Source organism: Pontibacter sp. MBLB2868 (genome assembly GCF_051904785.1).
Classification (GTDB): Bacteria; Bacteroidota; Bacteroidia; order Cytophagales; family Hymenobacteraceae; genus Pontibacter.
This window is the reverse complement of the sequence record NZ_CP196710.1, coordinates 1,118,744-1,145,244: the sequence shown is the minus strand read 5'-3', so window position 1 is coordinate 1,145,244 and position 26,501 is coordinate 1,118,744. Positions and strand designations below refer to the sequence as shown.

At 43.2% G+C, this 26,501-nt stretch carries 25 protein-coding genes; 18 read left to right on the top strand and 7 right to left on the bottom strand.

Translation table 11 applies throughout. The features are described 5' to 3' along the window. Window positions 1-97: 97 nt before the first annotated feature. Window positions 98-289, top strand: a complete 192-nt coding sequence (locus ACSX1A_RS05070) for a cold-shock protein (RefSeq protein WP_439882535.1) — start codon at window positions 98-100, stop codon at window positions 287-289. Window positions 290-387: 98 nt separating this feature from the next. Here ACSX1A_RS05070 and ACSX1A_RS05065 read toward each other — a convergent pair whose 3' ends face one another. Next, window positions 388-837 (bottom strand): hypothetical protein, encoded by a 450-nt coding sequence (locus ACSX1A_RS05065; RefSeq protein WP_439882534.1) that lies wholly within the window; start codon window positions 835-837, stop codon window positions 388-390. A 359-nt stretch (window positions 838-1,196) separates the two neighbouring features. Between ACSX1A_RS05065 and ACSX1A_RS05060 the strand changes: the two genes are divergently transcribed. After that, complete coding sequence (locus tag ACSX1A_RS05060) at window positions 1,197-1,388, top strand: cold-shock protein (protein ID WP_439882533.1); 192 nt, start codon at window positions 1,197-1,199, stop codon at window positions 1,386-1,388. A gap of 774 nt (window positions 1,389-2,162) precedes the next feature. After that, window positions 2,163-2,930, top strand: a complete 768-nt coding sequence (locus ACSX1A_RS05055) for a DoxX family membrane protein (RefSeq protein ID WP_439882532.1) — start codon at window positions 2,163-2,165, stop codon at window positions 2,928-2,930. Here ACSX1A_RS05055 and ACSX1A_RS05050 read toward each other — a convergent pair. Beyond that, window positions 2,922-3,353 (bottom strand): hypothetical protein, encoded by a 432-nt coding sequence (locus ACSX1A_RS05050; protein ID WP_439882531.1) that lies wholly within the window; start codon window positions 3,351-3,353, stop codon window positions 2,922-2,924. The two genes, ACSX1A_RS05055 and ACSX1A_RS05050, sit on opposite strands and share 9 nt — an antisense overlap. Before the next feature lie 216 nt (window positions 3,354-3,569). Here ACSX1A_RS05050 and ACSX1A_RS05045 point away from each other — a divergent pair, with 216 nt between their 5' ends. From ACSX1A_RS05045 to ACSX1A_RS05035, 3 genes are all read left to right on the top strand, one after another. After that, entirely contained in the window at window positions 3,570-3,794 is a 225-nt protein-coding gene (locus ACSX1A_RS05045; protein WP_439882530.1) for a hypothetical protein, read from the top strand. A 225-nt stretch (window positions 3,795-4,019) separates the two neighbouring features. Beyond that, window positions 4,020-4,352, top strand: a complete 333-nt coding sequence (locus ACSX1A_RS05040) for a thioredoxin family protein (RefSeq protein WP_439882529.1) — start codon at window positions 4,020-4,022, stop codon at window positions 4,350-4,352. A 188-nt stretch (window positions 4,353-4,540) separates the two neighbouring features. Next, window positions 4,541-5,554 carry an endonuclease/exonuclease/phosphatase family protein gene (locus ACSX1A_RS05035; protein ID WP_439882528.1) on the top strand — a complete coding sequence of 338 codons (1,014 nt, stop codon included), beginning with the start codon at window positions 4,541-4,543 and terminating at the stop codon, window positions 5,552-5,554. A gap of 71 nt (window positions 5,555-5,625) precedes the next feature. Here ACSX1A_RS05035 and ACSX1A_RS05030 read toward each other — a convergent pair whose 3' ends face one another. After that, a complete protein-coding gene (locus ACSX1A_RS05030) occupies window positions 5,626-5,910 on the bottom strand; it encodes a hypothetical protein (RefSeq protein ID WP_439882527.1) in 285 nt (94 codons plus the stop codon). A gap of 244 nt (window positions 5,911-6,154) precedes the next feature. Here ACSX1A_RS05030 and ACSX1A_RS05025 point away from each other — a divergent pair, with 244 nt between their 5' ends. Both ACSX1A_RS05025 and ACSX1A_RS05020 read left to right on the top strand, forming a co-directional pair. After that, window positions 6,155-7,510 carry a M24 family metallopeptidase gene (locus ACSX1A_RS05025; RefSeq protein WP_439882526.1) on the top strand — a complete coding sequence of 452 codons (1,356 nt, stop codon included), beginning with the start codon at window positions 6,155-6,157 and terminating at the stop codon, window positions 7,508-7,510. A 10-nt stretch (window positions 7,511-7,520) separates the two neighbouring features. Further along, a complete protein-coding gene (locus ACSX1A_RS05020; RefSeq protein WP_439882525.1) occupies window positions 7,521-8,429 on the top strand; it encodes an alpha/beta hydrolase family protein in 909 nt (302 codons plus the stop codon). Window positions 8,430-8,559: 130 nt separating this feature from the next. Here ACSX1A_RS05020 and ACSX1A_RS05015 read toward each other — a convergent pair whose 3' ends face one another. Then, window positions 8,560-8,997 carry an acyl-CoA thioesterase gene (locus ACSX1A_RS05015; RefSeq protein ID WP_439882524.1) on the bottom strand — a complete coding sequence of 146 codons (438 nt, stop codon included), beginning with the start codon at window positions 8,995-8,997 and terminating at the stop codon, window positions 8,560-8,562. A 205-nt stretch (window positions 8,998-9,202) separates the two neighbouring features. Between ACSX1A_RS05015 and ACSX1A_RS05010 the strand changes: the two genes are divergently transcribed. Continuing rightward, window positions 9,203-10,300 carry a hypothetical protein gene (locus ACSX1A_RS05010; protein WP_439882523.1) on the top strand — a complete coding sequence of 366 codons (1,098 nt, stop codon included), beginning with the start codon at window positions 9,203-9,205 and terminating at the stop codon, window positions 10,298-10,300. 177 nt (window positions 10,301-10,477) lie between these two features. Next, window positions 10,478-13,702, top strand: coding sequence for a DUF7619 domain-containing protein (locus tag ACSX1A_RS05005; RefSeq protein ID WP_439882522.1), 3,225 nt, complete (start codon window positions 10,478-10,480; stop codon window positions 13,700-13,702). 986 nt (window positions 13,703-14,688) lie between these two features. On the opposite strand, the gene ACSX1A_RS05000 is transcribed toward ACSX1A_RS05005, so the two are convergent. Continuing rightward, window positions 14,689-16,542 (bottom strand): YfbK domain-containing protein, encoded by a 1,854-nt coding sequence (locus ACSX1A_RS05000; protein WP_439882521.1) that lies wholly within the window; start codon window positions 16,540-16,542, stop codon window positions 14,689-14,691. A gap of 101 nt (window positions 16,543-16,643) precedes the next feature. Here ACSX1A_RS05000 and ACSX1A_RS04995 point away from each other — a divergent pair, with 101 nt between their 5' ends. The 6 genes from ACSX1A_RS04995 to ACSX1A_RS04970 are packed head-to-tail and all read left to right on the top strand — an operon-like array spanning window position 16,644 to window position 22,326. Continuing rightward, entirely contained in the window at window positions 16,644-17,243 is a 600-nt protein-coding gene (locus ACSX1A_RS04995; protein WP_439882520.1) for an RNA polymerase sigma factor, read from the top strand. Next, a complete protein-coding gene (locus ACSX1A_RS04990; protein WP_439882519.1) occupies window positions 17,230-18,597 on the top strand; it encodes a TonB family protein in 1,368 nt (455 codons plus the stop codon). Before ACSX1A_RS04995 ends, ACSX1A_RS04990 begins: the two co-directional genes overlap by 14 nt. Before the next feature lie 53 nt (window positions 18,598-18,650). After that, the gene (gene pxpB, locus ACSX1A_RS04985; protein WP_439882518.1) at window positions 18,651-19,376 is read left to right on the top strand and encodes a 5-oxoprolinase subunit PxpB; all 726 of its coding nucleotides are present in this window, start codon (window positions 18,651-18,653) and stop codon (window positions 19,374-19,376) included. Next, entirely contained in the window at window positions 19,366-20,376 is a 1,011-nt protein-coding gene (locus ACSX1A_RS04980; RefSeq protein ID WP_439882517.1) for a biotin-dependent carboxyltransferase family protein, read from the top strand. The genes pxpB and ACSX1A_RS04980 overlap by 11 nt, the downstream gene beginning before the upstream one ends. A gap of 5 nt (window positions 20,377-20,381) precedes the next feature. After that, window positions 20,382-21,134, top strand: a complete 753-nt coding sequence (locus tag ACSX1A_RS04975) for a LamB/YcsF family protein (protein ID WP_439882516.1) — start codon at window positions 20,382-20,384, stop codon at window positions 21,132-21,134. Window position 21,135: 1 nt separating this feature from the next. Then, window positions 21,136-22,326 carry an NRAMP family divalent metal transporter gene (locus tag ACSX1A_RS04970; protein ID WP_439882515.1) on the top strand — a complete coding sequence of 397 codons (1,191 nt, stop codon included), beginning with the start codon at window positions 21,136-21,138 and terminating at the stop codon, window positions 22,324-22,326. A 28-nt stretch (window positions 22,327-22,354) separates the two neighbouring features. On the opposite strand, the gene ACSX1A_RS04965 is transcribed toward ACSX1A_RS04970, so the two are convergent. Both ACSX1A_RS04965 and ACSX1A_RS04960 read right to left on the bottom strand, forming a co-directional pair. Further along, entirely contained in the window at window positions 22,355-22,816 is a 462-nt protein-coding gene (locus ACSX1A_RS04965) for a DUF4268 domain-containing protein (protein ID WP_439882514.1), read from the bottom strand. Window positions 22,817-22,818: 2 nt separating this feature from the next. Further along, the gene (locus tag ACSX1A_RS04960) at window positions 22,819-23,379 is read right to left on the bottom strand and encodes a helix-turn-helix domain-containing protein (RefSeq protein WP_439882513.1); all 561 of its coding nucleotides are present in this window, start codon (window positions 23,377-23,379) and stop codon (window positions 22,819-22,821) included. Window positions 23,380-23,777: 398 nt separating this feature from the next. On the opposite strand from ACSX1A_RS04960, the gene ACSX1A_RS04955 reads away from it, so the two are divergent. Continuing rightward, a complete protein-coding gene (locus ACSX1A_RS04955; protein WP_439882512.1) occupies window positions 23,778-25,964 on the top strand; it encodes a PAS domain S-box protein in 2,187 nt (728 codons plus the stop codon). Continuing rightward, window positions 25,957-26,355 carry a response regulator gene (locus ACSX1A_RS04950; RefSeq protein ID WP_439882511.1) on the top strand — a complete coding sequence of 133 codons (399 nt, stop codon included), beginning with the start codon at window positions 25,957-25,959 and terminating at the stop codon, window positions 26,353-26,355. The genes ACSX1A_RS04955 and ACSX1A_RS04950 overlap by 8 nt, the downstream gene beginning before the upstream one ends. Window positions 26,356-26,501: the final 146 nt, after the last annotated feature.

Sequence of the window (26,501 nt, the reverse complement as noted above, 5' to 3'; positions counted from 1 at the left end):
TGGAAACCTGCTTTTCTCATTTAAATTCTTATTTTTGTAAAATAAAAGGAACAATTTTACCCTTTTAAGCGTCATCAGAACATAACAATTAAATATTATGAATAACGGAACAGTAAAATTCTTCAATGAGTCTAAAGGATTCGGATTTATTAAAGATGAAAATTCAAATCAGGAGTACTTTGTACACGTATCAGGCTTGATTGATGAGATCAGAGAGAACGACAGAGTAACATTTGAGTTACAAGAGGGAAGAAAAGGATTAAACGCGGTTAACGTTAAGCGCGCTTAATTATAGATAAATCCATCAAACAAAGAAGCCTGACGAAATCGTCAGGCTTCTTTGTTTTTACACCTTTCACATTGTTTCTTACTTCTGACAAACATTATTTAGGAGGCTGCAAATGCGTGTTCAGCCTCATCACTAGTAAATAACCAATGCCTGGCATGCTCTGTCCTACTAAAAGCTTCTAACTCTATTTTATCTCCATAAAGCCTGTACAGTTTTTTAATTAAACTCTCTGCAAGCATGTAGATAAAATGATCTGATGGTAAAACAAAAGCGATTTTCTTTAAAGGAGTCTTCAAAAGCAAGGAAAAGAAACGGGTAGCTACCCATTTCTGGTCTGCTACATTGGGAGATAAAGCTTCGTTGGTACACACAAGCCAGAACTTCAGGTTATTCTCTGAAATCAGTTTCCGCACACTTCTTAACCCCCTCCTGTACTGCTGCCTGTTCATCCCTCGTAGCCACTCTGTGCAGAGTATCCTGTGCTCCAGATCTATTGTGATATTAAGTTTTTCCCTGAACATATAGTATATCTCCGTATTTATACCCATCACGTATAGGTATATATCTCATTTACGCATATTGCAATTATAACAGCTTATAATTATAAAATGTTTTTGTAAACGATTCGTTTTTTGATGCCAATCCACCTTTAATCTCTCGCAATGGAATGAAGATAAAAGTGGATATTAAAAAAAATTGCAGCTATCAGGCTGCACATTGATCGTATTTGGAGTAAAAAAAGGGGTTGTGCTAAAAAATAAATGAAATAATTTAGTGCTCTCACACAGCCTCAAGGCATTTTTAGAGTTAATCTACTCCAAAAGGCAAAAATATATGAGTCAGATTTAAAATAAAATGAACACTTTTGCATCGACAAACGTCATAAGTGCATAACAATTATATCAAAATGAACAAAGGAACAGTAAAATTCTTCAATGATTCTAAAGGATTCGGATTCATTAAAGAAGCAGATTCAGATCAAGAGTATTTCGTACACGTATCTGGACTAGTACACGAGATCAGAGAAAATGACGAAGTTACTTTTGACTTACAAGAAGGCAGAAGAGGACTAAATGCGGTTAACGTTAAGCGCGCTTAGTTTTAACATAAAGTCATTAACAGAAAGCCTTGCACATGTGCAAGGCTTTCTGTTTTTATAGCCCCTCCTGGTAATTAACTGGCTATAACGTATTAAATTTCCCTCTCATTTTATTAAACTTACTGCTCTTAGAGCAATCTGAAGTAGCACTAGCTTGCAGCAATTATTATAACTCCTGATTCCAGCTGCTTATTTATTAACATATTACGTTAATTGTATTGCACTCTTTCAGTCAGCTTTTGCTCCTCTCCTCGCATAGTTTTTCCCTTTATATCTGTGTAACAACTTAGTTAATAAACATATGTAGATATTTTCCTATGAAGAACGCAAAAAAAAATAATTGGACATTTTTTTCAATATTTCACAACACTTCAACAACAGCTACCGTATATACAAATGGCTAAAAGTTGAAAAGTTTCTACTTTAAAGTATCTCACTAACTTTTCAATATAACAGAAGGGCTTCTTGGCGGATGTCCTTCTGTTTTTTTTTGCCCCTACCCGAACTCATACTTCATGAGACTTATTCAACTCATACTTCATGAGACTTATTCATAAACTTTTAGCTTATAATCTATCTGCTGAGTAAATTCTATCAAACCTGTTTTTACATATGTTAGTAACTAGAATTAATTTCAAAAGAATATGATTTTAACGCGTATATCCCTTGTTAAGCGGTTTTTCAGTGGAGTTAGTCTAAAATATTTTTAAATATCAGACCTTTAAATTTATTTGGTTATACAAAACATTCGCTCCATAACTAAACATTAAAACTATGCTGAAGAATAAAGATTTACTCACAATCCTTATCCGGTTATTTTTGGGATACATCTTTTTTTCAGCGGGCGTCTGTAAATTGACACACGGCAACTTCGGGCAGATAATTGGTCCGCCGTGGCTTGAGGAACGACTGGCTCAGTATGGACTAGGGCTGTTTGCGCAGGTAGTAGCGGTGAGCCAAATAGTATGTGGCATATTGTTGTTTTCTCAGCGGTTCAGCTTGCTTGGTGCCATTATGCTTGTGCCAATGAACCTGGCAATACTGGCAGTTACAGTCTCTCAGAAATGGGTAGGAACACCTTTTGTTAACAGCGCATTCCTATTACTTAACCTACTGCTAATAGGCCTGGAGTATCGTAAGTTTCTCTTCCTGATAAAACCGAACCAACCTTATGCTATAGTTCCTGTTTTTACAGACCGGATCGGGCAAAATGTGTTTAGCTTACTCGGTGTTGGCTTCGGCCTGCTTACCTTGCTAGCAGCTTCGTATAATGTTTTGCTTACAAATATATTTGCACTCATTGCATTCCTGCTTTTTGCCCTCACCATTTTAAGGAGTTGTGTGCACAAAAAGTTGGATGTCCTTCTTTTAGTACTACCTTTTGTGGCCATGGTAGTTATTACATTGGGTAAAATTATTCCGAATGCTGAATGGATTTTAGGTATCACGTTACTAGCCGAAGCACTTCTTTTGGCTATCAGATTGTATACAGGTAGTCAAAAAAAGGTCATCAACCCTCCTGCTTCAGCTGCCTTAAGTTGAGAATAACCAAGCTACTGCATCACTTTCAAACAGAAAAGCTCTCGTCTCACAGGGTTGAGGAATTTCTGATGCTTTCTCATAGATGTTTTCTATAGCAATCTGCTGAAAGAAATCTGTTGGCATAACGTTAGCCACTTTCTTTAATTTACTATCCTTTAGTAAATTCCCCGCCTGCTTTGCTATCCATAACTGATCTTCTAAAGAGGGAGCGCACAGTTTTGTAAAATCCGCTAAAATATACTCCACCTTATTATCCAGGGCAAACTTGCTGGCAAATATCATTGCATCCCGAAGCTGAGAACTTGGTATAACTCCCCGCCATTCATTCCAAATGAATTTAGTGTGTGAACAATACCGGATAGTAACATAAGGTTTATCCAATACCGTTGCTAATTCCAATTTTTGAAGTAAACCGGCTGGCATGTTCTATAAGCTAGGTTATAGTATTGTATACGCTGAACATACCAAATGTTAAAGCTTTATATTATTAAGTTTAGAAACGAGTCGATGACCCAATAAACCAGCCTTAATCATTACAGCTTAATACCTTTTCAGGAACAACACTCGTAGTAATAAGAGTAAAGTACAATTGGCAATTACGCTGATTGTGTAGATTGATCAAAAAAAAAGAATAATACTATGAAAAAGATAATTTTTGCAAGTGCGATCCTACTTGGAACATTCAGCCTTGGCGCATGCGACAACAACAGTGAAGTTACAGAAGAAGAAGTAAATGATGATAAAGTAGTTGTGGACCGTGACTCTGTACCAACTGAATATGAAGTTACTGAAACAGTAGTAGAGTACGATACTACCACCCGTACCAAAACAGTTGACGCGGACATTGACGAAGATATAGATTAAAATAATGAACAAACGTCTACTCCGATAGCGTTTCTGATAACAAACATTGCCTGTCCCCTACTTTGAGGGCAGGCGATGTTTGTTATAGCTAATGCTCAAATCAACAATTAAACCTTTCATAAAGAAGTATTGATACGCTGCTTCAACTTAAAAAAACAGGTATTTGTAGTGTAATGAACTGAAATACTTCTGGTATGTTATCATTAGAGAATTCTAAACATAACTATGAGATCTCCACAGATAGCTACTGATAAAGATTTACGCTTCCTAACTTACAAATACGATTATGTGATTGCGGAATTTGTTTCAGACGAGTGCCCGGTTTGCCATGAAATGACCCCTGTTTTTGAGAAAATGGCAAATGCTCCATCTTATAAAGACGTCCTTTTTCTTATAATTGATGCAGATGAGAATCCTGTTTCAAGTAACCAGGTAAAACTAACTGGAACTCCTTTTGTAGCAACGTACAAAAAAAGCACCTTACGAAACTGCCGCCTCATTAAAGATGAAGATGAGCTACGCTTTATACTGGATCAGTTGATCGGCTACAATCTTTAATTATGATCTTTGTTTGCCAGCTTCTCTCTTTAACTCCTTACAGCTAATTGCTACTGCCACTTTCTAATAGACTTCCGGGGCTGCGGGCAAATTCAAGTTGCGAGTTTACCTATAGCACAACAAGCAGGTGTTTACCATAAGCCATACTTTAATAACTCACTTTTTCTATGTCCCGTACAAGATGCTACATGGGAAAAACGAAAAAGACATTATTCTACGCCGCAGTAATTTTAGGCACGCTACTGATACTTGTTACACTGCTCTCTCTTATTTATAATATACATTTCTGGTTCCTGAAAATACTGGATTTCCCGAGGGTACAAGTGCTGGTCGGGCTCTTTGGTTGCCTTACACTTTTTGTATTCATAAACCGTAGCTGGAAGTATCCATCTATCTTATTTTTAACAGGTCTTGTTTCTGCCATCATAATCCAATGCACTTTTGTTCTACCTTACACGCAGCTGGCAGGTAAAGTTGTTAAATCCGTTGAACAGTCAGATCAAAATGCTGATGCACGTTTTAAGCTGCTGCTAGCTAACGTTTGGATGAAGAACAGACAAGCAGAGGAGTTTCTGGATATTGTGAAACGATCGGATCCGGATATTATCGTGGCCATGGAAACTAACAATTGGTGGCAAGAGCAACTCACACCGCTGCAGCAGCAGTATCCTTATACCAGCTTCTATCCGCTCGAAAATACTTATGGCATGTTGCTCTATTCCAAGTTTCCACTTAAGAATACGAGAATTGAATTCCTGCAACACAAAACAGTGCCCTCTATACATACTACAGTTGAGTTACCCAATGGCAAGAGATTTATCCTGCACGCGATGCACCCCGTACCCCCCAAGCCAAGCAAATATCCTGACAATGTTGGCGGAGATGAGGTAGCACTTGTAAAAGTAGGTAAAATGGTGGCAAAGAGCGATATGCCTACTATTGTAGCAGGCGACTTCAATGACGTGGCCTGGTCCAGAACCTCCCGCATGTTTGGCAGAGAAAGTAAGCTTGGTGACATACGCATTGGCAGAGGACTGTATAACTCATTCGACGCGAAGTCCCTTATACTCAGATGGCCACTGGATCATGTGTTTGCCTCGAATAATTTTCGTGTTGTAGATCTTAAAAGGCTTTCAAAGTACGGTTCCGACCACTTCCCGATCTTAGCCGAACTGGTACTGATTGATGCAGGAGCACAATGATAAATCATGAAAACCCTGGAGCACTAACAATCTAAACTGATACAGCATGCCAGGTTCGAGTAACTGTAAGCTTATTGATTCTCGCTCCTTCTTTTTGCTTGTTCTTCTAACGCCTTCAGTTCATGTTCAGCGGCTTTGAGCATATTCTTAGCAGCTTTTTCACGTTGATCAGCTTCCTCTGCAAAGCGCTTTGACTCCTGGTACTCACGTTCCAGTTCATTTACACGTCTTTGTTGCGCTGCTATTTCAGGGTTATCTGAAAAGTTGTTGCCTCCGTCGAAAACTGAACATCCGGTTATCAAAGGGAAAAGTATAACTAATGTTGCGGATAATATTGATTTGGTAGTAGTTGTCATTAACATATTTCTATTTTATATATTTTTACTTACGGTGATAAACAGTTAGTAGTTCTTTAAGTGCAATTCTCATAGCACTACTTCTATTTCTATAACTAAAACATTAAAGTTTACAGCGATTAATTTTGCATCTACAGTGTTTGCCGGAGTTTAACCGACCGTATTTTACTTTCATCCGCCCGCAATATTCCTATCTTTGATAAAAACAGAATTCCATTAGCTATAGCTCATACCATTTAAACTGATGAAAAAACTGTTCCTGTTCCTGCTTTTTTCTGTCCCTGCACTTGCTGTTGCCCAACAAGCAACCACTAGTATTCTGCCGCTGCGTGAAAGGGCTATATTGGAAGACGCCCTGCTCGAAGAACGGCTAGAGAATGTGTTACCTGCAATTATGCGACGCCATAACATAGATATTTGGCTGATCATTGCCCGGGAGTATAACGAAGACCCTGTAGCCAAAACCATGCTGCCTGCAACCTGGCTCGGTGCACGCCGCAGAACTATTCTGCTATTTACAGACAAAGGACCTGAGAAAGAGGTTGAAAAATTAGCTGTTGCACGCTATGATATAGGTAAATTGATGAAAGGCGCCTGGGAGCCTGAGAAAGAACCGAACCAATGGAAACGACTGGCTACTTTGATCGCAGAGCGAGAACCGAAACGTATTGGCTTAAACTACTCTCCTGTTTTTGCACACGCTGACGGCATTACAAAAGCTGAATACGACAGCCTGATGTTTTACCTATCCGCTGATCAGAAAAAAGCAATTGTACCTGCTGAACAACTGGCAGTTGATTGGCTGCAGATCAGAACGAACCGTGAACTACAATTATACGAGCAGATAAGTAAGCTGGGCCATGATATTATTGCGGAAGGCTTTTCAGATAACGTAATAGTACCCGGCGTTACCACTACCGAAGACATTGTGTGGTGGTACCGCGAACGCATTGCCGAACTCAAGCTAAAAGCCTGGTTTCACCCGACGGTAGACATACAGCGGGCAAATCCGGGTGCAGGAGACTCCCAAAGGGAATTTTCTACGCGTCCGAACGAAGAGGTGATCCAAGCCGGTGACCTGCTGCATGTAGATCTCGGAATAACTTATCTGGGGCTGAACACAGATGTACAGCAGTTGGCCTATGTGTTAAAACCCAATGAAACCCAGGCTCCTGTATACCTGAGGAAAGCATTGGCCACTGGTAACAAGCTTCAGGATATACTTACGAATACTTTCTCTGAAAATAAAACCGGCAACCAGGTTTTAAAAGAAGCCCTGGCGAATGCAACAAAAGACAAAATTAACGCCACTATTTACACCCACCCTATCGGCTATCACGGGCATGGTGCTGGCCCGGCTATTGGTATGTGGGACCAGCAGCAGGGAGTTTCGGGCTCCGGCGACTACCCGTTGCGCTATAACACTGCTTATGCCATAGAACTGAATGCAAAAGTTATACTACCTGAGTGGAATAATAAAGAAATAAGGGTAATGCTGGAAGAACAAGCTGTATTCACCCCAAATGGGATCTATTATATAGATGGAAGGCAGAAAGAGTTACTTCTGATACCATCCACCTCAAAAAGAAAAAAGCTCTAAACGAGAATTCATGAAGTCAATTTATACTACGCTCCTACTTTCCCTTACCTTCTTGGGTACATTATCTGCCCAGAATGATCCGAAGCCAAAGCTGGTAAGCTGGCAGGAAATTGCTGCCATGCCACAGCCCGGCACGGGACATCTCATAAAATATGGACCGGATTCACTCCAGTACGGTGCATTGCGACTCCCCGAAGGCAAGGGCCCTTTTCCGGTAATAGTAGTGATTCACGGCGGGTGCTGGCTTTCTGCTTATAATTCAGAATACATGTCGCATGTCAGCGAGGCCCTGACCAAAGCCGGATATGCCACCTGGAACATCGAATTCAGGCGTGTGGGCGATGTTGGAGGAGGATTTCCGGGAACATTCCTGGATGTGGCCAAAGGAACAGACTATGTACGGGAGCTTGCAAAAATGTACCCCGTAAATGCCAGAAAAGTAATTGTTATGGGCCACTCAGCTGGTGGTCATTTAGCGCTCTGGTTAGCAGCCCGCAAAAATTTATCGCCCGGCAGCGAGCTATATACCAGGAGGCCCCTAAAGCTGAAAGGAGTGGTTTCACTTGCAGGCATTCCAGACCTGGAATCGTACAGTCTGGATAAAGGGAGCTGTAATGCAGCCGTACCCCAACTAATGGGCGGAATGCCTGAAGATTTACCGGCCAAATATGCAGCAGCATCCCCTATAAAGCTGCTTCCGTTGCAGGTACCGCAAAGGTTGATTCAGGGTGATCTAGACCCGATCGTGCCCGTGTCACAAAGTCAGCAATACACAAAAGCCGCTCAAAATAAAGATGACGATGCCCGAATGATACTGGTTGAAAATGCCGGACATTTTGATCTGGTTGCTCCTCAAACTGAAGCATGGATTACAATAATGAAAACAGTTAGAGAGCTTTTACCAGTTAAAAAGAATTGATCATTTAGCTGCACTGGCTACAGCTCCGAGCCAGTGCAGCTAAATGATCATGCCTTGAATAAGCTACTTCTGAAAGGTGGTTTGCTTTTAAACTACAAACTGTAAAAGCGGCAATACAGTAATAAAACAGTTATCCTGCCACCTCCTCAAAGTCGTAGCTCTTTGGGATATGGTTAAACTGTTCTGCCAGTTCATCTGGAAGCGTGGCTAGCTTTCTCTTTTGCGTGTCTATCCAGGCACCATCTACGTTCACTACAGCCGCTTTCACGCCATCCCCTTTAAACAGCTCGTGCCTTATAGACCACCTGGAGCCATCAGGCCTGCTCTTTACCAGTAGTGTTGTTACCGACAGGTTTTCGTTGATGCCCACCTCGCGCAGGTAAATGGTTTCTTCTCTGAACAGGATCGGCCCTATATGCAGCTTTTGAAACACCCTAAGGTCGAGCCCCAGTTTATCCAGTACTTCAATACGCGCCTGTGCGGCAAAATCGGCATAAGCAGAGTGGCGCATGTGCATGTTCGCATCCAGGTGCGACCACATCACTTTGCCTGTGTAAGTATAATCCATTCGTGTTTTTTGTTTCGGTTAAGCATTGGCATCTGCCGCTGCCTTGTACCCAAAGATAACACTTGATGTTGCAACATAACAGCAATAGAGTGCTGCCTGTTCACATTTATATAGATATACTTACATATTTATAGTTTAATTTATACATTTATGGGTTGTTATATACTTACCAGACAAGCCTTACCTGAAATTACATGATCTGCTTATGAGAACAGCTTTACTCATTCTTCTTTTTTTATTATCTGCCAACTTTCTTTATGCTCAAGAGCCCTTATTTCAATTTAAATCTAGTATAGTACCAGAGCTAGGCATCAGAAAGATTACTGTGGATAATGACGGGTATTTATATATTTTGCAAGCTTCTAAAATATCAAAATTTAAAGACGGAAAACTCATAAATAATTTCCACATCGACCAAAGTGAGTATATAAACTCTTATATAGATGCTCCAACTGATATTGCGGTGGACAATGAAAAGAATTTTTACCTCCTGAACTTGAATAAAAGACGAATTGAGAAGCATGATTCAGCGGGTAAATTGATTATCACATTCGACATAGTAGATAGTTTCCCGGAGCCTGATAAAGTGTTTTTACCTTGGGAAATTTCTTTTGATGCGGAGGATAATTTGTATGTGTATGGGTTTAATCGATTGATTCAAGTATACAATACAGAAGGCAACCTTATCAGAACCATTGACATCCCTAAACTCGAAGCTCCAAATGACGATACAGGAATAAGCCATATCACACTTGACACTCATGGTAACTTTTACATTTTAGAGGAAGTCAAAAATACTAATGGATGGTACATGTTGCTAAATAAATATGACAATAATGGCAACCATCTTAAAGATCTGAGTACTGACCCCATTAAAAATAAAGTTAGTATTGCAAACATGGCGGTTGACAAAAATGGAGATATCTATTTTACAAACAGGTCTTTTCATAATGTTGATGTATATACACCTGACGGTGAATATAAGCATAGAATAAATGTGGAGGAAGGAACAAATAATTGGACTAAAGCAATTCACTTCAACATAGAGTTTGACCAACAAAACAACGTTTTGCTTGGAGGGTCCAATGACCACGGGAGTTTATTTTATGCCTATAATCAAAATTCAATTCTCCTGTACAAGTTAGGTGACATACGGCACCCTTATGAGGTAGCTTTTGATCATGAGAATAATATTCTGATTCTGGACGAGGTGAAAAAACGCGTTCTTAAATTAGGATTGGACGGTAAACTCATTTCTTCCATTAATAATTTGTATGTACCAAAAGGTTTGGCTAGCGACTAAAGGGGGAATATTTATATAATAAGTGCTGGGATTACTTTTGCTAGTATTCTTAAATATAATTCAGAAGGTGTTTTCTTAAAATCTTATTCAAATATAGAAAGCTATAATGCATGGTCTGATAACTGGTCTAGCAGCAGCTATGTTTCTGCAGGAATAGCTATTGATGATGAGGAGAACATGTATGTGACTAGCCATAATACCAATGCCCTAACTAAGTATAATTCCGACGGAAAGATTTTATACCAAATAAAAGAAGCAGGAAAAGAGAAAGGGAAACTTTGGAAACCCAATGATGTAGCTTTGGATGCAAGTGGCTTTGTATATGTTACTGACATCAATGGTAAAAGAATTCAAAAGCTTTCACCCGATGGTTTATTTTTAGAAGAATATGGTACATATGCATTAAATGAGGAGAATAAATATGTACGATCTAGTATTGCCGCGGATGCCTTTGGTAATGTTTTACTCTCTAGTAATTACACCATAAAGCCTGTTTACTATAGCATCAAAGGAACACCACAGTATCAGTTACCAGTTAAAACAAATAGTTTAGCTTTTAGTCAGGATGGAAAGTATCTAATTACAGCTGATCCTTTCTTAGATAAAATAGATATTTATGAGACGAACATTGTATCTGAATACAACTATGTACATGGAAAGGTTTATGCCGATTTCAATGCAAATTGTATAGCAGATGCGAGTGAAATTGGAATATCGAAAATACTCATAAAAGCTGAGCCGGGTCCTTTTTACGCCATCACAGATAAAGCGGGGAATTATCAGCTTTTGGTGGAAGCAGGAAGTTATAATGTAGCTCCTATTATTAATGAGACGAATAGAACAGGAGTACTTATTGATCAGAGCTGTGCCATTGGAAATGATCCTCTCCCAGTACAATTTAGCAACACAGGGAATTTATTATTATCTAACAACTTTGGGGCAAAAGTCACCCTCTCCCCCTACCTCTCCACCAGCATCTCCTCCACCCGGCGTCGCCGTTGCTTCGAGAGCACGACCAAAGTAACGTATAGTAACTCTGGCTTTGCCCCTGCAGAAAACGCCAAAGTACATGTGCAGCTGCCGGAGCAAATAGAGTTTCTTTCAGCGGATAAACCTTACACCCGTTTGGCTGATGGCACCTATGTATTTGATGTAGGAACTGTGGCAGCCGGCCAGAACAGTGTGATCACCATTCAGGACAAGGTAAAATGCGGTGATGAAGGTATTCGCGGCCTCACCGTCTGCACCAAAGTGTGGATCACAGATAGCAAACCCCTACCTCCTGCAGCCACTACAATAATAACCGGTAAGTGTAATCCTGAAACCGGGTATGTACGCTTCGCTCTCAAGAACATAGGACAGTTAAGTATGGATACCGGTGAGCTCTTCCGGATTTACCTGGACGGACAATTGGCTACTATAGAAACTTACCGCCTCGCAACCGGCGACAGCCTCGTGCTATGGATACCAACTGGCGGCAAAACTGTTCGTTTGGAAGCTGATCAACCTGATGGCAACGGCGAGAACAAACAAGCTAGCGTTACTGTAGAAGCATGCCAAAACACGAACACGCCCGCACCAGTACCCTTCAGTACTGGTTTTGTAAACGCTATGCCAACTGATGACGAGGAGGCCAAAGTATCTGTAGAATGCCTTCCGATTACTGACTCCTATGACCCCAATGACAAACTTGTATCTCCCATCGGCCTGACTGAAGAGAACTATACCCCTATGAATGCAGCGCTGAAGTATAAGATCCGCTTTCAGAACACCGGTACTGATGTGGCTTACCGCGTAGTGTTGGTGGATACACTCTCCGAGAACCTGGATCTAAGCACGCTGCAGATGGGCTCAGCCTCCCATCCTTATCGCTTTGATGTAAGTGGCAAAGGCAAACCTGTGCTTACCTGGACTTTCGATAACATCATGTTGCCCGACAGCACCAGCAACGAACCGGGCAGCCATGGCTTTATCCAGTTCAGCATAAAGCCAAAGGCAGACCTGCCTGAGAAAACAACCGTGGAAAACTTTGCCGACATCTTCTTCGACTTCAACTCTCCTGTTCGCACCAATACAACCCTGAACCGCATTTTCGACATGCCTCCTGTGGTAAACGAGGAAGTACGTTTGGACGCAGATCAAATTATCGCCTCCCCTTCCATTACAGACTTCACACCTGCGGCAGGTAAGTTTGGTGAAGAGATCATACTTGCTGGTAAGAACTTTAGCAGCACTCCCGAGCAGAACAAAGTATACTTTAATGGTACACTGGCTACTGTCGTTTCAGCCTCGGCCACCGAGTTGAAGGTGCTGGTACCAGCAAGCGCAACAACGGGCAACCTGAAAGTAATTACCCCTGACGGAGGCGCACAGGCACCTGAATCTTTTGAAGTATACCAACCACCGGTAGTACGCGAGTTTAGCCCGATAGAAGGTATTGTAGGTAGCACTGTAACTATAGAAGGCAATAGCCTTACTACAGATTGGCTGCAAAGTATAAGCCTTGGATCTGAAACCTGCGAGATCATCAGCGCTACAGGCACTACTGCAGTGGTAAAGGTCCCGCAAGGTGCTGTTTCAGGTAAATTTGAGATCATTACAAAAGGTGGTGAGGTAAACAGCACCAAGCAATTTGTAGTATGGCACCAACCAGTTATTTCCGGACTGAGCAGTTACCTGGATAAAGTGGGTGCTACCATCACAATAAGCGGTGAAAACTTCGCATCCGAGGCGTTACGTAACATTGTGCTATTCGAGAAGGTCCAGGCCCAGGTGCTGGAATCATCTGCTACACAACTGAAAGTACGTGTTCCTGCAGGAGTTTCCATTGCAAACGTAGCTGTGGAAACTCCAGGAGGTAAGGCAACTACTCCGAAGCCTTTTGAAGTGATCCCGGCACCTGTACTTTTCTCTTTCAGTCCGGCCAGCGGACCAGTGGGCACAGAGGTAACGCTGGTGGGTGAGAATTTTTTAGCCATTGGTATTCAGGACACCCTAACGCTTAACGGCGATAAGGTGCAATTGCTAAGCTCCGCTTCGGACAAGTTCACTATTCGTATTCCACGAGGAGCAAGCACAGGTAAAGTGAAAGTAGCAGGCATAGGTGGGTACTCTGTCAGCACAACCGACTTTGTAGTGGAGGAGCTATCAGCCGAAGAAGCCATTGAAGTATACCCTAATCCCAGCACCGGCCATTTTACGATCCGATTCGTGCACGCAGATTTTGATATACAATCGGTACAGGTCTATACTTCGGTGGGTAGACTGATTCATACACAACCTGTTTCAAGCCCTCGTCCTGAGAACCTGGAGGTGGACATCACCAAAGCGAAAGCTGGTATGTACATCCTACGCATTCAAACAGACCGGGGCTTGATTCTGAAGAAGCTTAATGTGCTGTAATTGTCAGAATCGGGATTTGCCGGATTAGGGGATAAGCAGGATTCTCTGTAGTGCCAGGACTAACCACCCCAGGCACTCAGAGCTTCGAACTCACGTTCTCTCGTCTAGGGCTGGGAATACTGCTACTGCTGTGGGCCAGGTAGATGCTCTGGTGCTCTAACATTGGTGTGAACCCACCCCTAGCCCCTCCGAGGAGGGGAATTATTCGCAGGTGCCATCATCCCCCTACCCACTCCCGAAACAAGTTCGGGATCTTCGACTTCGAAGGGGGACTTTTCATTTCTTACTCCTGCTCTGTCCTTACAAATAGCAGGGACGACGGCTATCGAACTGACTCCACACATGCCGCAAGTTTAGCGTTAGCGTAACTTGTGGCTGTACATGAGGCCAGTTTGTAACTCCCGGAACTATAAAAATGACAGTCAGCTAATTACAAACTGGCTATCATGCCTTATCACCTTTACCGCTGCACTCAAACTGGCGCTATGCAACTAAAGAAAAACAGTTGACTGTTTTCCCCTGCAAGATTAGCTTCTAAGGGGTACTTGGTTCAAGCGCCGTCAGCCGTGGCTATCGAACTGATCCCAGTCCTTGGGTTGAGCGCCTCGAGAGGTTCCGGTGACGAGCGAGAGCGAGGCATTGCGACCGAAGGGTAGCAAAGGAAGCGAAAGCAGCGCGATGCCCGAGGACGTGCCCTCGCGGGCTGGAGCGCACTAAAATAAGCAATGGAAAAGGACCAACCTAAGACTGAGGATCAGCTTCAGCTAGAACAATTAGCAAGCTCTTTCAGAGTTCTGTAGATATCTCTCACTGTGTTCGAGATGAAAGGCGGGTGAGTTAAACTACATAAGCAAAATTATGAATCCGTTGCATTGAGCAATAAAAACAGGTTCATTCCTACTGCTAACTCAGCAGAAACAAACCTGTTATACCTCTTGTTAGAACAACCAAAAACCTATGTAAAAGAAGGCAGGGTGAGGTAAATACTACCTCCTATCACTCAACAAACTCATCGACTTCACAAGGTTTATAAATTCAATCCTATATCCTTCCTTATCCTTGCCCCTGGCACCCTCAGCTAATTCCAGCACCATCGGATATGTAGCGGTACCTTTAAATTCTGAATCGCGCAGCAGCATACCACAAGCCGCAACGGCAGCAGAGAACCGGAAATTATCTGAGGTTTTGTTGGCAGCAACAGCCTCGTCAGATACTGTACTGGTGATCAGTTTACTCACCATACCTTTAGGCTCTTTGTAGCGCAGCTTTAGGGTAAGTATTTCATTAGTCGCAGAAGCTTTAGGGTCTAGTTCCGTGCGCTGATATTTCAGGTCATCCACCTTGCCTGTTTTAGTACCTGATTTAGACTTTGCAGGTACAATCTCATAAAGTGCAGTTACCGTGTGTCCTGCACCCATGTCTCCGGCATCTTTCTTGTCATCGTTAAAATCTTCATCGGCAAGTGCCCGGTTCTCATAGCCGATCAGGCGATAAGCTTTCACTTTAGCCGGGTTGAACTCCAGTTGCAGCTTCACGTCTTTGGCAATGGTAAACAGGGTGCCACCAAACTCATTCACAAACACTTTCTTTGCTTCCAGAATATTGTCTACATAAGCATAATTGCCATTGCCTTTATCCGCCAGTTGTTCCATGCGGGAGTCTTTCAGGTTACCGGTGCCAAAACCTAACACAGTCAGGTAAACGCCAGACTCACGCTTCTTCTCTATTAGGCGCTGTAGTTCGCTGTCACTACTAACTCCCACGTTAAAGTCTCCGTCAGAGGCAAGTATAACACGGTTATTTCCATCTTCCGAAAAGTTTTCTTCCGCCACTTTATAAGCCAGATTTATACCTGCTCCCCCTGCTGTGGAGCCTCCAGCTTCCAGGTTTTCAATTGCCTGCATTATCAGGGGCTTATCTTTTCCGGTGGTAGAAGGAAGCACTAAACCTGCTGCTCCTGCATACACCACAATTGCAACTCTGTCCTGCGGACGCAGCTGATCTACAAGCAATTTAAACCCTGTCTTTACAAGGGGTAGCTTATCTGGTGAACTCATAGAACCCGAAACATCGATCAGGAACACCAGGTTAGCAGGCGGAAGATTATCTGTTGGAATATCCTTACCCTGCAGCCCAATATGTAGCAGCTGATTGTCTTTGTTCCAGGGGCATTCCGATAGTTCTGTGGTAACAGAAAAGGGGGCATTTCCTGTTGGTTGCGGGTAATCGTAAGTGAAGTAATTGATCATCTCTTCAATGCGTACTGCATCTACCGGCGGCTTCTGTCCCTGGTTCAGGAACCGGCGAACATTACTGTAAGAGGCATTGTCCACGTCAATAGAGAATGTAGAGAGCGGTGTTTTCTTAGCATTCAGAAAGGTACTTTCTTTTATGTAGCTGTAGTTCTCAGTGTTATGCGGCGGAGCCATTACCTCCATATTTGCATAGCTCAGTGAGCTATTGCCTCGTATCCTCACCCCTGCAACCTTACCTGCCAGACCTCTAACACCATACCCTGTTACCACTACTTCCTCCAATGTCTGTGTATTCACCTCCATCGCAACGTTAATCTGCTGCTTACTGCCAACCTTCACTTCCTGTGTATTATACCCGATGAAGTTGAACACAAGTATGGACTTATCATTGGGTACGCTGATGCTATACTTGCCGTACTGATCGGTACTGGTGCCCGTTGTGGATCCTTTAAGAAGAACGGAAACGCCCGGCAGTGCACTTCCATCTGCTTTATCAGTAACAGTTCCGGTGATCATGCGCCCTTGGGCATTTGCCTGCAGTCCGATTACTAATAGGACAAGCAGCAGGTAGAGTTGTTTTTTCATAGTTCCCTAAATTTTGTTTCCTACAGGATGCCAGGACCCAAAAGATTCCATAAAGAATTCTGAAAAATTTTCTCGTTCTTTAAGCAGACAAGTAGAAACTCATGCTGCCATTTTTCCTGAAACTGTTTACAAACGATAAGCCGCCCCCGGACGACCAGGAGCTGCTGCGCCTGTACAGGGAAACAGGAGAAATAGGCCACTTAGGCGAATTGTTTCAACGTCATTCGGAGATGGTGTACCTGGTGTGCCTCAAGTATCTGAAAGATGAGGATGACAGCAAAGATGCCACCATGCAGTTATTTGAATACCTCACCGAAGCAGCGCGGAAGCATAAGATTTCAAATTTTAAAAGCTGGATATACGTAACAGCTAAAAACCATTGCCTCATGCAGCTACGGGCAAACAGCAGAAAGCCGCATGTGCCACTGCCCGAATTCGCTCCTGAGCTTATGGAATACCACGAGCCCATGCATCTTACTGAAGGAGAACTGACGGAGAAAACGGAACAGGTTTTGCGACTGGCTTTGCAGGAGCTGCCTCCTGAACAACAAAAGTGTATTACGTTATTTTACCTGGAGCAAAAAAGCTATAAAGAGATAGCAGAACTTACAGCCTGTGAATTGAACAAAGTGAAAAGTTATATCCAGAACGGCAAACGAAACCTGAAACTATACATGGAGAAACACCATGAGCAGAGATAAGACTCAAATTCTTTGGGAAAAGGAAGATCATCCTTCCACGGACCTGCTACGACAGTACCAGCAGGAAGCTCTGCCTAAAGCGTTGCAGCACCAGCTTGAGGAGCATTTGCTGGACTGTGAACTATGTGCGGATGTAGTGGAGGGGATGATATTATCTGACATACCTAAAACGAAGGCCGCTGTTCGGCATATTAACCAGTTTGTAACTTCAAAGACCCGGAACAAAAGCAAGCATAAAGCATTACCTCTTTTCATGATCGACTGGCGGGTGGCAGCAGCTATCATACTGGTGATGTGTTCTATGGTACTCGTGCTATACTATAACTATCGGGAGGTAACACATCAAAAAGGAGGTTTAGTAGCCGCCGAAACAGATCAGGAAATCCGAAAATCCATGGATTTAACTGAAGCCCCTGCCGTAACACCTCTAGAGACAATGGCTGAGGCTGTGCCTGACACTGTAAAACCAACTCACAGCATAACGTTACCACAGCAGAAAGTATTACCTGCCGCCGTTCCCGAATTGCCACAAGTGCAGAAAAAAGCCATTGCAGATCAGGTTGCGCTGCAAGAAAATGAAACCCTGCACGAAGCGGCTACAGAAGTTAAGGTCTCCCCTTTTTTTGCTAAAGATGCTGCTGATACCAGTGCCGCAAAGCCAAAAGTAATAGCGCTCAGGCAAAAGATGGCCTTTGCGCAAGATTCAAATTCTGTTTCCAAAGCACTGGAAGGTAAACTGGCAGGTGTAAAACTCAGAGAAGCAAATTATGTTGCTATGAGGGAGTTGCACGGCACAGTACTCTCGGCAGCGGGACAACCCTTACCAGGCGTTGCTGTTCAGGTAAAAGGCACTGCAACCGGAGTAGCCACGGATGCGAAGGGGAATTTCACCTTAAAACTCCCTAAAAAAGAAACGACACTGGTATTTAATTACATTGGTTTTAACCGCGAAGAAAAAGCTATTAGTGCCAATGCAAACAACCTTACTGTAAACCTTTCAGAAAAACACAACTCGCTAAGTGAAGTGGTGGTGGTGACTGATACTAAAACTTCCGAATACAGGGGGGGAGAAATGGTTTCTGCAAAACCAGGAGTGCGTAAAAGCGCCTACAGAAAATACCTCAGGCAAAATATTCGTTATTCTGCTGATGCTATAAAAGGACGTGTGGTGGTTTTGGCAACAGTAGCTCCTTCGGGTGATTTGCAGAACATCAGAATAGGACAAAGCCTTTGTGCCTCCTGCGACAAGGAAGCAATCAGGTTGGTTAGAGAAGGGCCTGGGTGGAAGGCAGCTATGCAACAAGGAAAACCCGTAGCACAGGAGGTGAGCATTACCGTGCACTTTAACCCTTAGGGCCAGGAATAGTATACACTTGTTAGCACTGTGCTGCTTCAGATAAATAAATTATGAAACAGAAAGAACTGCTCCCTTTTCAACTGTGTCCGCTCGGAGACAGCGCTATGGTGCTGCAGTTCGATGATCATATTTCTACAGAAACGCATGCCCTGATCAGGTCTATCAGCAATTATTTTGACACCCATAGCGTAACCGGGATTACAGAATATGTTCCTGCCTACACCACCATTACATTCTACTATGACCCCTGGTTGTTGAGCGAACAAGGCAACCTGGACCCTTATGATAAGATTGTTGAGCTATTACAGCATGTGCTTAGGAAGGTTAAAGTTAAAAAAGCTTCCAAAACAGATGTGATTCAGATTCCGGTTTGTTATGGTGGACAGTATGGCCCTGACCTGGAGTATGTGGCGAAGTACCATAAGATGAAACCAAAAGAAGTGGTTGCCCTGCATACAAAAGGTACTTACCTGGTTCATATGATTGGTTTTGCTCCGGGCTTCCCATACCTGGGTGGGCTCTCCAAAAAACTGGCAACACCGCGAAAAGATCATCCAAGGGCATCCATACCCAAGGGCTCCGTAGGCATAGCTGGAAATCAAACAGGTATATATCCCCTGGATACACCCGGAGGCTGGCAATTGATTGGCCGTACTGCTGTATCCCTGTTTGATCCGGAACGGGAACCGCCGGCCCTCTTGAAAACCGGCGATCTCATCCGGTTTGTGCCTGTTACCCCGGAAGAATATGAAAGGCAGGTAAAACATGAGCATTAAAGTAATAAAGCCAGGGCTACTGACCACGGTTCAGGACTTGGGCAGGTGCGGCCATCAAAAGGAAGGTGTGATCGTGAGCGGCGCCATGGACTCTTTCGCTTTGCGTGCAGCTAATTTATTGGTAGGAAACCCTGAAAGTGAAGCTGCCTTAGAAGCCACCCTCATTGGCCCTACCCTGCACTTTGAGCAGGAACAGATTATTGCGATAACAGGTGCTGATATGGCTCCATCCATCCATGGAGAACGTGTAAAAATGTGGCGCCCGGTACTTGTGAGGGCGGGTAGCACGCTGCAATTAGGTCCTGCTACAGTAGGGTGTCGCACGTATATATCCGTTGCCGGCGGCTTAAAAATCCCGTGTGTTATGGGCAGCAAGTCTACTTATTTAAAGGCCGGGATCGGCGGCTATAAAGGAAGGGCGTTACAGGCCAATGATCATCTCACTTGTGTTGGTTTTAAGAGAGAAGCGTATCCTATGGCCGCCGAATTGCAAGCTTCCGCAGTAGGGCACTGGTTTACGCAGGCTAATTGGTCCATAGATCCACAACAACATTCCCTCTACCAGAGCGATGTAACTATACGTGTATTACAAGGCCTGGAGTATGAATTGTTTTCCGAGAGCAGCAAAGATTATTTCTGGAACGACAAGTACCAGGTTAGCGCTAATTCAGATCGTATGGGTTACGCCCTGGTTGGTTCACCGCTAAAGTTAACAGAAGCGGCAGAATTACTTTCCAGTGCTGTAACCATAGGTACCGTTCAGGTACCTCCACAAGGCAATCCAATCATTTTAATGGCTGACCACCAGACTACCGGAGGCTATCCACGCATAGCGCAGGTTATCTCAGCAGATATTCCTAAATTAGCACAGGTACAGGCAGGTAAAACAATTCGCTTTAAGGAGGTAGACCTGAAAGAAGCACACGAACTTTACCTGCAACAGGAGCTGAACATGAGGCAGCTTAAAAGTGCCCTGAGTTTAAAAATGAACCATACCTGAGTATAATGCACGTAGACCTGAACTGCGATCTGGGCGAGAGTTTCGGAGCGTATCGAATCGGTAACGACGAGGCCATTCTGGATCATGTTACTTCAGCCAACATTGCCTGCGGTTTCCATGCCGGCGATCCGCTTGTAATGCAGCGCACCGTAGCGTTGGCTGCTCATAAAGCTGTTGCCATTGGCGCGCACCCCGGTTTACCTGACTTGGTTGGGTTCGGACGCAGGGAGATGGCTGTAACGCCACAGGAGGTTTACGCCATGACGGTATACCAGATCGGTGCCTTACAAGCATTTATACAAGCAGCGGGTAGCTCACTACACCATGTTAAGCCGCACGGTGCACTCTACAACATGGCAGCTGTAAACGCAGACATCGCCGAAGCCATTGCTGAGGCAATCCTTAAAGTTTGTCCGGATACTGTTTTATATGGCCTGGCTGGCAGCAAAATGATCGAAGCAGCGCAGCAACTAAATTTAAAAACAGCACAGGAGGTATTTGCAGACAGAACGTATCAAGCGGACGGCACACTGACTCCCAGGTCACAACCCGGTGCGCTTATTACAGATAAACACAAGGCTGCCCAACAAGTCATTAAAATGGTAAAAGAGGGAAAAGTAGTTACCATGCAGGGCACAGAAATTACTATTCAGGCAGATACGATTTGTATACACGGGGATGGTGCGCATGCCCTTGACTTTGCCCGTTTTATCTCCCAAACACTTACTCAGGAAAATATAACCGTTCAGGCTTTTTAGTATGCTGAAACATAAGAATTGGGGTGTACTGCTGGGCGCAGCTTTTTTAATGGCTACCTCGGCAGTTGGTCCCGGGTTTCTGACACAGACCACCGTATATACCCAGGCACTAGGGGCAAGCTTCGGCTTTGTTATACTTTGTTCCATCATCCTGGATATTGGTGCGCAGCTTAATGTTTGGCGCGTTATTGCCGTATCAGAGAACAGGGCACAGGATATTGCTAATAAAGTATTGCCGGGGCTGGGTTTCTTTATTTCAATTCTGATCGTGTTGGGTGGCTTTGCTTTTAACATCGGGAATGTTGGCGGTGCCGGGCTTGGCTTTAACGTGCTATTTGGTATCACACCGGAAACCGGTGCGATCATAGGCGCAGCCATCGCTATAGCTATTTTCCTGGTGCGGGAGGCAAAAAAGGTTATGGACCGGTTTGCACAACTCATGGGTTTTCTGATGATCGTGTTGATGGTCTATGTTGCGGTTACCTCTGCCCCTCCCCTTGCCGAAGCGGCTGTAAAAACGTTCCTGCCAGACGCTATTGATATCACTGCGATCATTACCCTTGTAGGAGGCACAGTTGGAGGCTATATCACCTTTGCAGGTGGGCACCGCTTGCTGGATGCCGGCATCAAAGGGAAAGAAGCTTTGCCACAAGTTACCAGTAGCGCCGTATCAGGCATAACCATTGCCTCAGTGATCCGGATATTCCTTTTTCTGGCAGCTTTTGGTGTAGTTAGCAAGGGGCTCTTATTGGACGAAAGCAACCCGCCCGCCAGCGTTTTTCAGTTGGCAGCCGGTGATGTAGGTTATAAACTTTTTGGAATAGTTATGCTGTCAGCAGCTGTTACCTCTGTGGTAGGCTCTGCATATACTTCTGTATCCTTCTTAAAATCTTTTCATAGTAACGTAGAAAAGTATGAGAATTGGGCCATTATCCTGTTCATACTTATATCAACAGCAATATTTGTTACCATCGGAAAGCCCGTGCACCTGCTTATCCTGGCGGGAGCACTAAACGGTTTGATCCTGCCTGTTACGTTGGGAACCATGCTGATCGCAGCTTATAATAAAAAAGTAGTAGGTGATTACAGGCATCCGCTGGTGCTCACTATTTTTGGTGTCATTGTAGTTGCGATCATGGCCTGGCTTGGCGGTTACACATTAATACACCAATTGCCCGCACTATTTGAATAAGCTGGGTTTCTGTATTTCCTGATGCAAACTATCTCAAGGCATCAAAACTGTACTGGGCACCGCTCCAGAAATCATCAAGAGCAATAATACGCGGTTTAAAGAATGAAATAAGTGCGGGCCAGTCATCCTTTTTAAAAACGCTGACACCAATAAGATCTTTGTAAATTCTGCTGATGCTTTTCCCAAAGGCATCGGTTGTATGTAGCTCCCATTCCCACTCTTCGCCAAGGTATTCGTGCAGCAAAGGTTTCAATTCTAAAAATTGCTCAAAGTATAACTCCTGAATCTCAGGATCAGGATGTGTTAATTCAATGGCAATGGATGCAGTTTTCTTATCTGCCTGCATTCTGAAATACACATCTTTTAAACCGGTCTTATGGTTCACCCAATTAATTTTAAGGCCATCTGATGAGGGATGTGGGGCCAGGTACTGCCCGAAAGCTGTCCAGAAGGCTTGCCTTAATTGTGATGCTTGTTCTCTGGTATACATGCTTATAACTTAGCTCCGTCGTGCACCTTGTCAATTGTTTTACGCTTATCTTCTTTTATCTCTTTAAAGTGAGTTGGTGTAAGGCCCGTAACCTTTTTAAACTGGTTCGAGAGGTGCGCCACACTACTATAACCTAACAGGTGCGCAATCTCCTTCAGGCTTAGCTCATTATAGACCAGCAGTTCTTTAACCCGCTCAATGCGCTGCAGGATCAGGTACTTCTCAATCGTGATTCCTTCAAAGGAAGAAAAGAGAGCGCTCAGATGATGGTAATCCGCACCGATCTTTTCAGATAAGTAATCGGAAGTGTTAATATGAAGGTCAGCCTCCCCTTGCCGGTGCACCAGTTCAATTATGGCCACTTTGATCTGCTCTATAAGCTTTGATTTCCTGTTATCGAGCAGCTCAAAACCATTATCCGTCATAACCTGCCGCACAGTATCCATGTCAACCTCATTGCCTGAAGATGCTATTTCTGCCTCTCCTAAACTAATATGCAACACTTTGTATCCCAGCGCTTCCAACTCTTCAGCGACCACTTTTTTACAGCGGTCGCATACCATATTTTTTATAAATAATTTAGTAGTGCTTTCCATAGAATCCCGTTTGCTTGATTACTTACTAAACAATATCTGCTTATTAAATACTCCATTTAAATTCAACGGGAAATTAACAATTAGTACAAACTACTCCAACTAAGTGAAAAACCTACGTTCCCACAAACTATTTGTACTTTTTCAATAATTATCTCTGTACTAAATGGTTATGCACAAAATTGCACATGTTTTTTTGAGGCAGATGCTATACTATACAGAACATTGTGTAAATTCGGATAATTTTTTTTGAGTATGAGTGCAGAAATAACCAATTACAGTATCTCCGGTTTGCTTTTCTTGGGTAACAGCGTATCTGTTTCAGAAAAGGAACAAGCTTATACCGCACTCAATTTATCATTTTATTTATGAGTCTTCTTTCACCAACATTCTATAGGCATCTACTCAGCAATAGCACTGACCTGCTTTCGGTGCTTGACCAAAATGGTGTTTTCAAATTTGTAGGTGACTCTGTTACCCCTATTTTAGGGTTTATGCCTGATGAGATAGTTGGCAAAAGTGTTTTTGAATTCATTCATGCCGAAGACCATTGCCATGCTCTTACTGCTTTGCAACAGATACACACCCTGGAGAGGCTCACTGTACCCAAGATCAGGTTTAAAAAGAAAGATGGAACTTGGCGCTGGCTTGACTGCACAGCTACTAACCTCCTCTCCGATCCAAACATAGCCGGTATAATAACTAATTCAAGGGATATTACTGAAACAGTTGAGGCAGAGGAGGAGAAAGACCTGCACCAGGCGTACTACAAATCACTATTTCAGGAACACCCGGATGCCGTATTCTCCATTGATAAACAAGGCTATTTCAAAACGATCAATAAAAACTTTACAGCCATTACCGGATATACGAGGGAAAAAGTGCTGAACACTCACTTTCTGAATATCATACGGGAAGATGAAGTAGACATAGCCAAGGCAGCCTTTAAACTAACGTTATCTGGTGAGTCCTTTTCCAACGAAATCCGAATTCTGGATGCTGATGGCAAGAAACGTATCTTGAGTATTTCCTTAATGCCGGTGTACATTAAAGGCGCTGTAGAAGCTGTACAGGGTATTGCTAAAGATATAACAGAATTAAAAATAGCACATCGGCTTATAAAAGAGCAAACAAAACAGCTCAGCAACATTGTTGAAAGTATAACCGAGCCATTCTTTGCATTAGACGAAAACTGGCGCTTCACTTTCGTAAATGCGGCTTTTTGTACGTTCATAGGCAAACCCGAAGCGTATTTCAAAGGGCACGTAATCTGGGAAATATTTCCTGATATTGTTACTTCCAGGTTTTACAAAAAGTGCCACGAGGTAGCAGAGACAAAGGTTACACAGTACATTAAGGATAACTATGTACTCAATAACAACCTAACACTTAGCTTCAGTATTTTCCCCTCCGACGGAGGCATTGCAGTACATTTCGTTGATTCTACTGCGCAGGTGGCCATACAGCGAGAACTGGAAAAGCTCTCACTGGTAGCAAGTAAAACAATAAACGGAGTAGTAATTTTGGACGCTGAAGGGCGTGTGGAATGGGTAAATGATGGTTTTACCCGGCTTACTGGCTATAGTAAAGAGGAAGTAACCGGCAAAATTCCATCTTCTTTTTTGCAGGGAGAAGAAACTGATTCGGCAACATCCAGACTTATAACGGAAGGATATAAAAGCAAGAAATACTTTACTGCCGAGGTTATTAACTACCGTAAGAACCGTGAAAAGTATTGGGTCAAAATAGATGTTTCTCCGATTCTTGATTCAGCTGGCGAACTGCTTAACTTCGTTGCGATTCAAACAGATATCACAGAAAAGAAAAAGTCTGAAACTGAGCAGATAAAGCTGACCGATGATCTTTATAAGCACAACCTGAACCTGCAATTATTTACATATATGGTGTCGCATAACCTGCGCGCGCCTGTGGCTAACGCGCTAGGCCTGTCTGGCCTGGTGAAAAGGCTTAATAAAGACACCCCACAATTCGATACTGCACTCGATAAACTTTATACTTCTATTACTCAACTTGATGGAGTCATCAAGGATATCAATACCATTCTGAGTGTGAGGGATGCCGATAAATCATTGCCGCGCGAATTAGTAAACCTGCAAAATATTACCCAGGAAGTATTGGATGGCTTCAGTGGTGAGCTAATTGAGCAGCAAGCAACTGTTCATTTAGATATAGACAATACTTTTGAAATGCTCTCTAACAGAGCCTATCTCTATAGTATTCTCCTAAATCTGGTTTCAAACGCCATTAAGTATAAACACACCGAAAGACCACTGATATTATCCATCTCAGTTGCTAAAGACCGCCGCGGCTATGTGTTTACAGTGTGCGATAATGGATTGGGCATGGATATGCATATAGTGGAGAACCAGCTCTTTAAACTTTACAAGCGCTTCCACCCGAACACACATGGAAAGGGTGTTGGTTTGTTCCTGGTAAAAACACAGGTAGAAGCTATTGGTGGTAAAATTGAGGTTGAAAGCAAACCGAATGTTGGTACAAAATTCAAATTACTGTTAGGTGCAAAACATGTTTAACAAAGTATATATCATTGATGATGATGAGATCAGCGTTTTCCTGACGGAAACGATGCTTGATGTGGAACACTTCGCCAAAGAGTACAGAGGATTTATAGCTGCACAGGAGGCACTCGACTTTCTTATTCATAGCATAGAAAATAAAGAGCTGCACAACCTCCCTGACATCATTTTCCTGGACCTTAACATGCCTTTCATGAGTGGCTGGGAATTGCTTGATGCGCTTTCAACTTACGAAACCCAACTTGCGGGCAAGTGCAGGATCTTCATTCTTACTTCATCTGTAGACGCCCAGGAGCTGAAGAGGGCAGAGAATTATAAATTGGTAGCCGGCTTTTTACAAAAGCCTCTTGAAGACGACTCTCTGGATAAAATACGTGGGCTTCTTTAACAGGCAGTGTATGTTTGTCTCCTGTTTGTTCTTATCGTTATAACCTCCTGCATCCCTGTTTTTTTACTGGCTACAGTCTCTGATTAACAGGCCTTTCTTATTGCACTGATTTTGTGCAAACCCTGCTCAAATTGTCCTCTGCGCCT

What these genes read in the sequence shown, in the direction of transcription:
- ACSX1A_RS05070 (WP_439882535.1), top strand. Translation starts at nt 98, where the DNA reads ATGAATAACGGAACAGTAAAATTCTTCAATGAGTCTAAAGGATTCGGA.
- ACSX1A_RS05065 (WP_439882534.1), bottom strand. Translation starts at nt 837, where the DNA reads ATGGGTATAAATACGGAGATATACTATATGTTCAGGGAAAAACTTAAT.
- ACSX1A_RS05060 (WP_439882533.1), top strand. Translation starts at nt 1,197, where the DNA reads ATGAACAAAGGAACAGTAAAATTCTTCAATGATTCTAAAGGATTCGGA.
- ACSX1A_RS05055 (WP_439882532.1), top strand. Translation starts at nt 2,163, where the DNA reads ATGCTGAAGAATAAAGATTTACTCACAATCCTTATCCGGTTATTTTTG.
- ACSX1A_RS05050 (WP_439882531.1), bottom strand. Translation starts at nt 3,353, where the DNA reads ATGCCAGCCGGTTTACTTCAAAAATTGGAATTAGCAACGGTATTGGAT.
- ACSX1A_RS05045 (WP_439882530.1), top strand. Translation starts at nt 3,570, where the DNA reads ATGAAAAAGATAATTTTTGCAAGTGCGATCCTACTTGGAACATTCAGC.
- ACSX1A_RS05040 (WP_439882529.1), top strand. Translation starts at nt 4,020, where the DNA reads ATGAGATCTCCACAGATAGCTACTGATAAAGATTTACGCTTCCTAACT.
- ACSX1A_RS05035 (WP_439882528.1), top strand. Translation starts at nt 4,541, where the DNA reads ATGGGAAAAACGAAAAAGACATTATTCTACGCCGCAGTAATTTTAGGC.
- ACSX1A_RS05030 (WP_439882527.1), bottom strand. Translation starts at nt 5,910, where the DNA reads ATGACAACTACTACCAAATCAATATTATCCGCAACATTAGTTATACTT.
- ACSX1A_RS05025 (WP_439882526.1), top strand. Translation starts at nt 6,155, where the DNA reads ATGAAAAAACTGTTCCTGTTCCTGCTTTTTTCTGTCCCTGCACTTGCT.
- ACSX1A_RS05020 (WP_439882525.1), top strand. Translation starts at nt 7,521, where the DNA reads ATGAAGTCAATTTATACTACGCTCCTACTTTCCCTTACCTTCTTGGGT.
- ACSX1A_RS05015 (WP_439882524.1), bottom strand. Translation starts at nt 8,997, where the DNA reads ATGGATTATACTTACACAGGCAAAGTGATGTGGTCGCACCTGGATGCG.
- ACSX1A_RS05010 (WP_439882523.1), top strand. Translation starts at nt 9,203, where the DNA reads ATGAGAACAGCTTTACTCATTCTTCTTTTTTTATTATCTGCCAACTTT.
- ACSX1A_RS05005 (WP_439882522.1), top strand. Translation starts at nt 10,478, where the DNA reads ATGTATGTGACTAGCCATAATACCAATGCCCTAACTAAGTATAATTCC.
- ACSX1A_RS05000 (WP_439882521.1), bottom strand. Translation starts at nt 16,542, where the DNA reads ATGAAAAAACAACTCTACCTGCTGCTTGTCCTATTAGTAATCGGACTG.
- ACSX1A_RS04995 (WP_439882520.1), top strand. Translation starts at nt 16,644, where the DNA reads ATGCTGCCATTTTTCCTGAAACTGTTTACAAACGATAAGCCGCCCCCG.
- ACSX1A_RS04990 (WP_439882519.1), top strand. Translation starts at nt 17,230, where the DNA reads ATGAGCAGAGATAAGACTCAAATTCTTTGGGAAAAGGAAGATCATCCT.
- pxpB (WP_439882518.1), top strand. Translation starts at nt 18,651, where the DNA reads ATGAAACAGAAAGAACTGCTCCCTTTTCAACTGTGTCCGCTCGGAGAC.
- ACSX1A_RS04980 (WP_439882517.1), top strand. Translation starts at nt 19,366, where the DNA reads ATGAGCATTAAAGTAATAAAGCCAGGGCTACTGACCACGGTTCAGGAC.
- ACSX1A_RS04975 (WP_439882516.1), top strand. Translation starts at nt 20,382, where the DNA reads ATGCACGTAGACCTGAACTGCGATCTGGGCGAGAGTTTCGGAGCGTAT.
- ACSX1A_RS04970 (WP_439882515.1), top strand. Translation starts at nt 21,136, where the DNA reads ATGCTGAAACATAAGAATTGGGGTGTACTGCTGGGCGCAGCTTTTTTA.
- ACSX1A_RS04965 (WP_439882514.1), bottom strand. Translation starts at nt 22,816, where the DNA reads ATGTATACCAGAGAACAAGCATCACAATTAAGGCAAGCCTTCTGGACA.
- ACSX1A_RS04960 (WP_439882513.1), bottom strand. Translation starts at nt 23,379, where the DNA reads ATGGTATGCGACCGCTGTAAAAAAGTGGTCGCTGAAGAGTTGGAAGCG.
- ACSX1A_RS04955 (WP_439882512.1), top strand. Translation starts at nt 23,778, where the DNA reads ATGAGTCTTCTTTCACCAACATTCTATAGGCATCTACTCAGCAATAGC.
- ACSX1A_RS04950 (WP_439882511.1), top strand. Translation starts at nt 25,957, where the DNA reads ATGTTTAACAAAGTATATATCATTGATGATGATGAGATCAGCGTTTTC.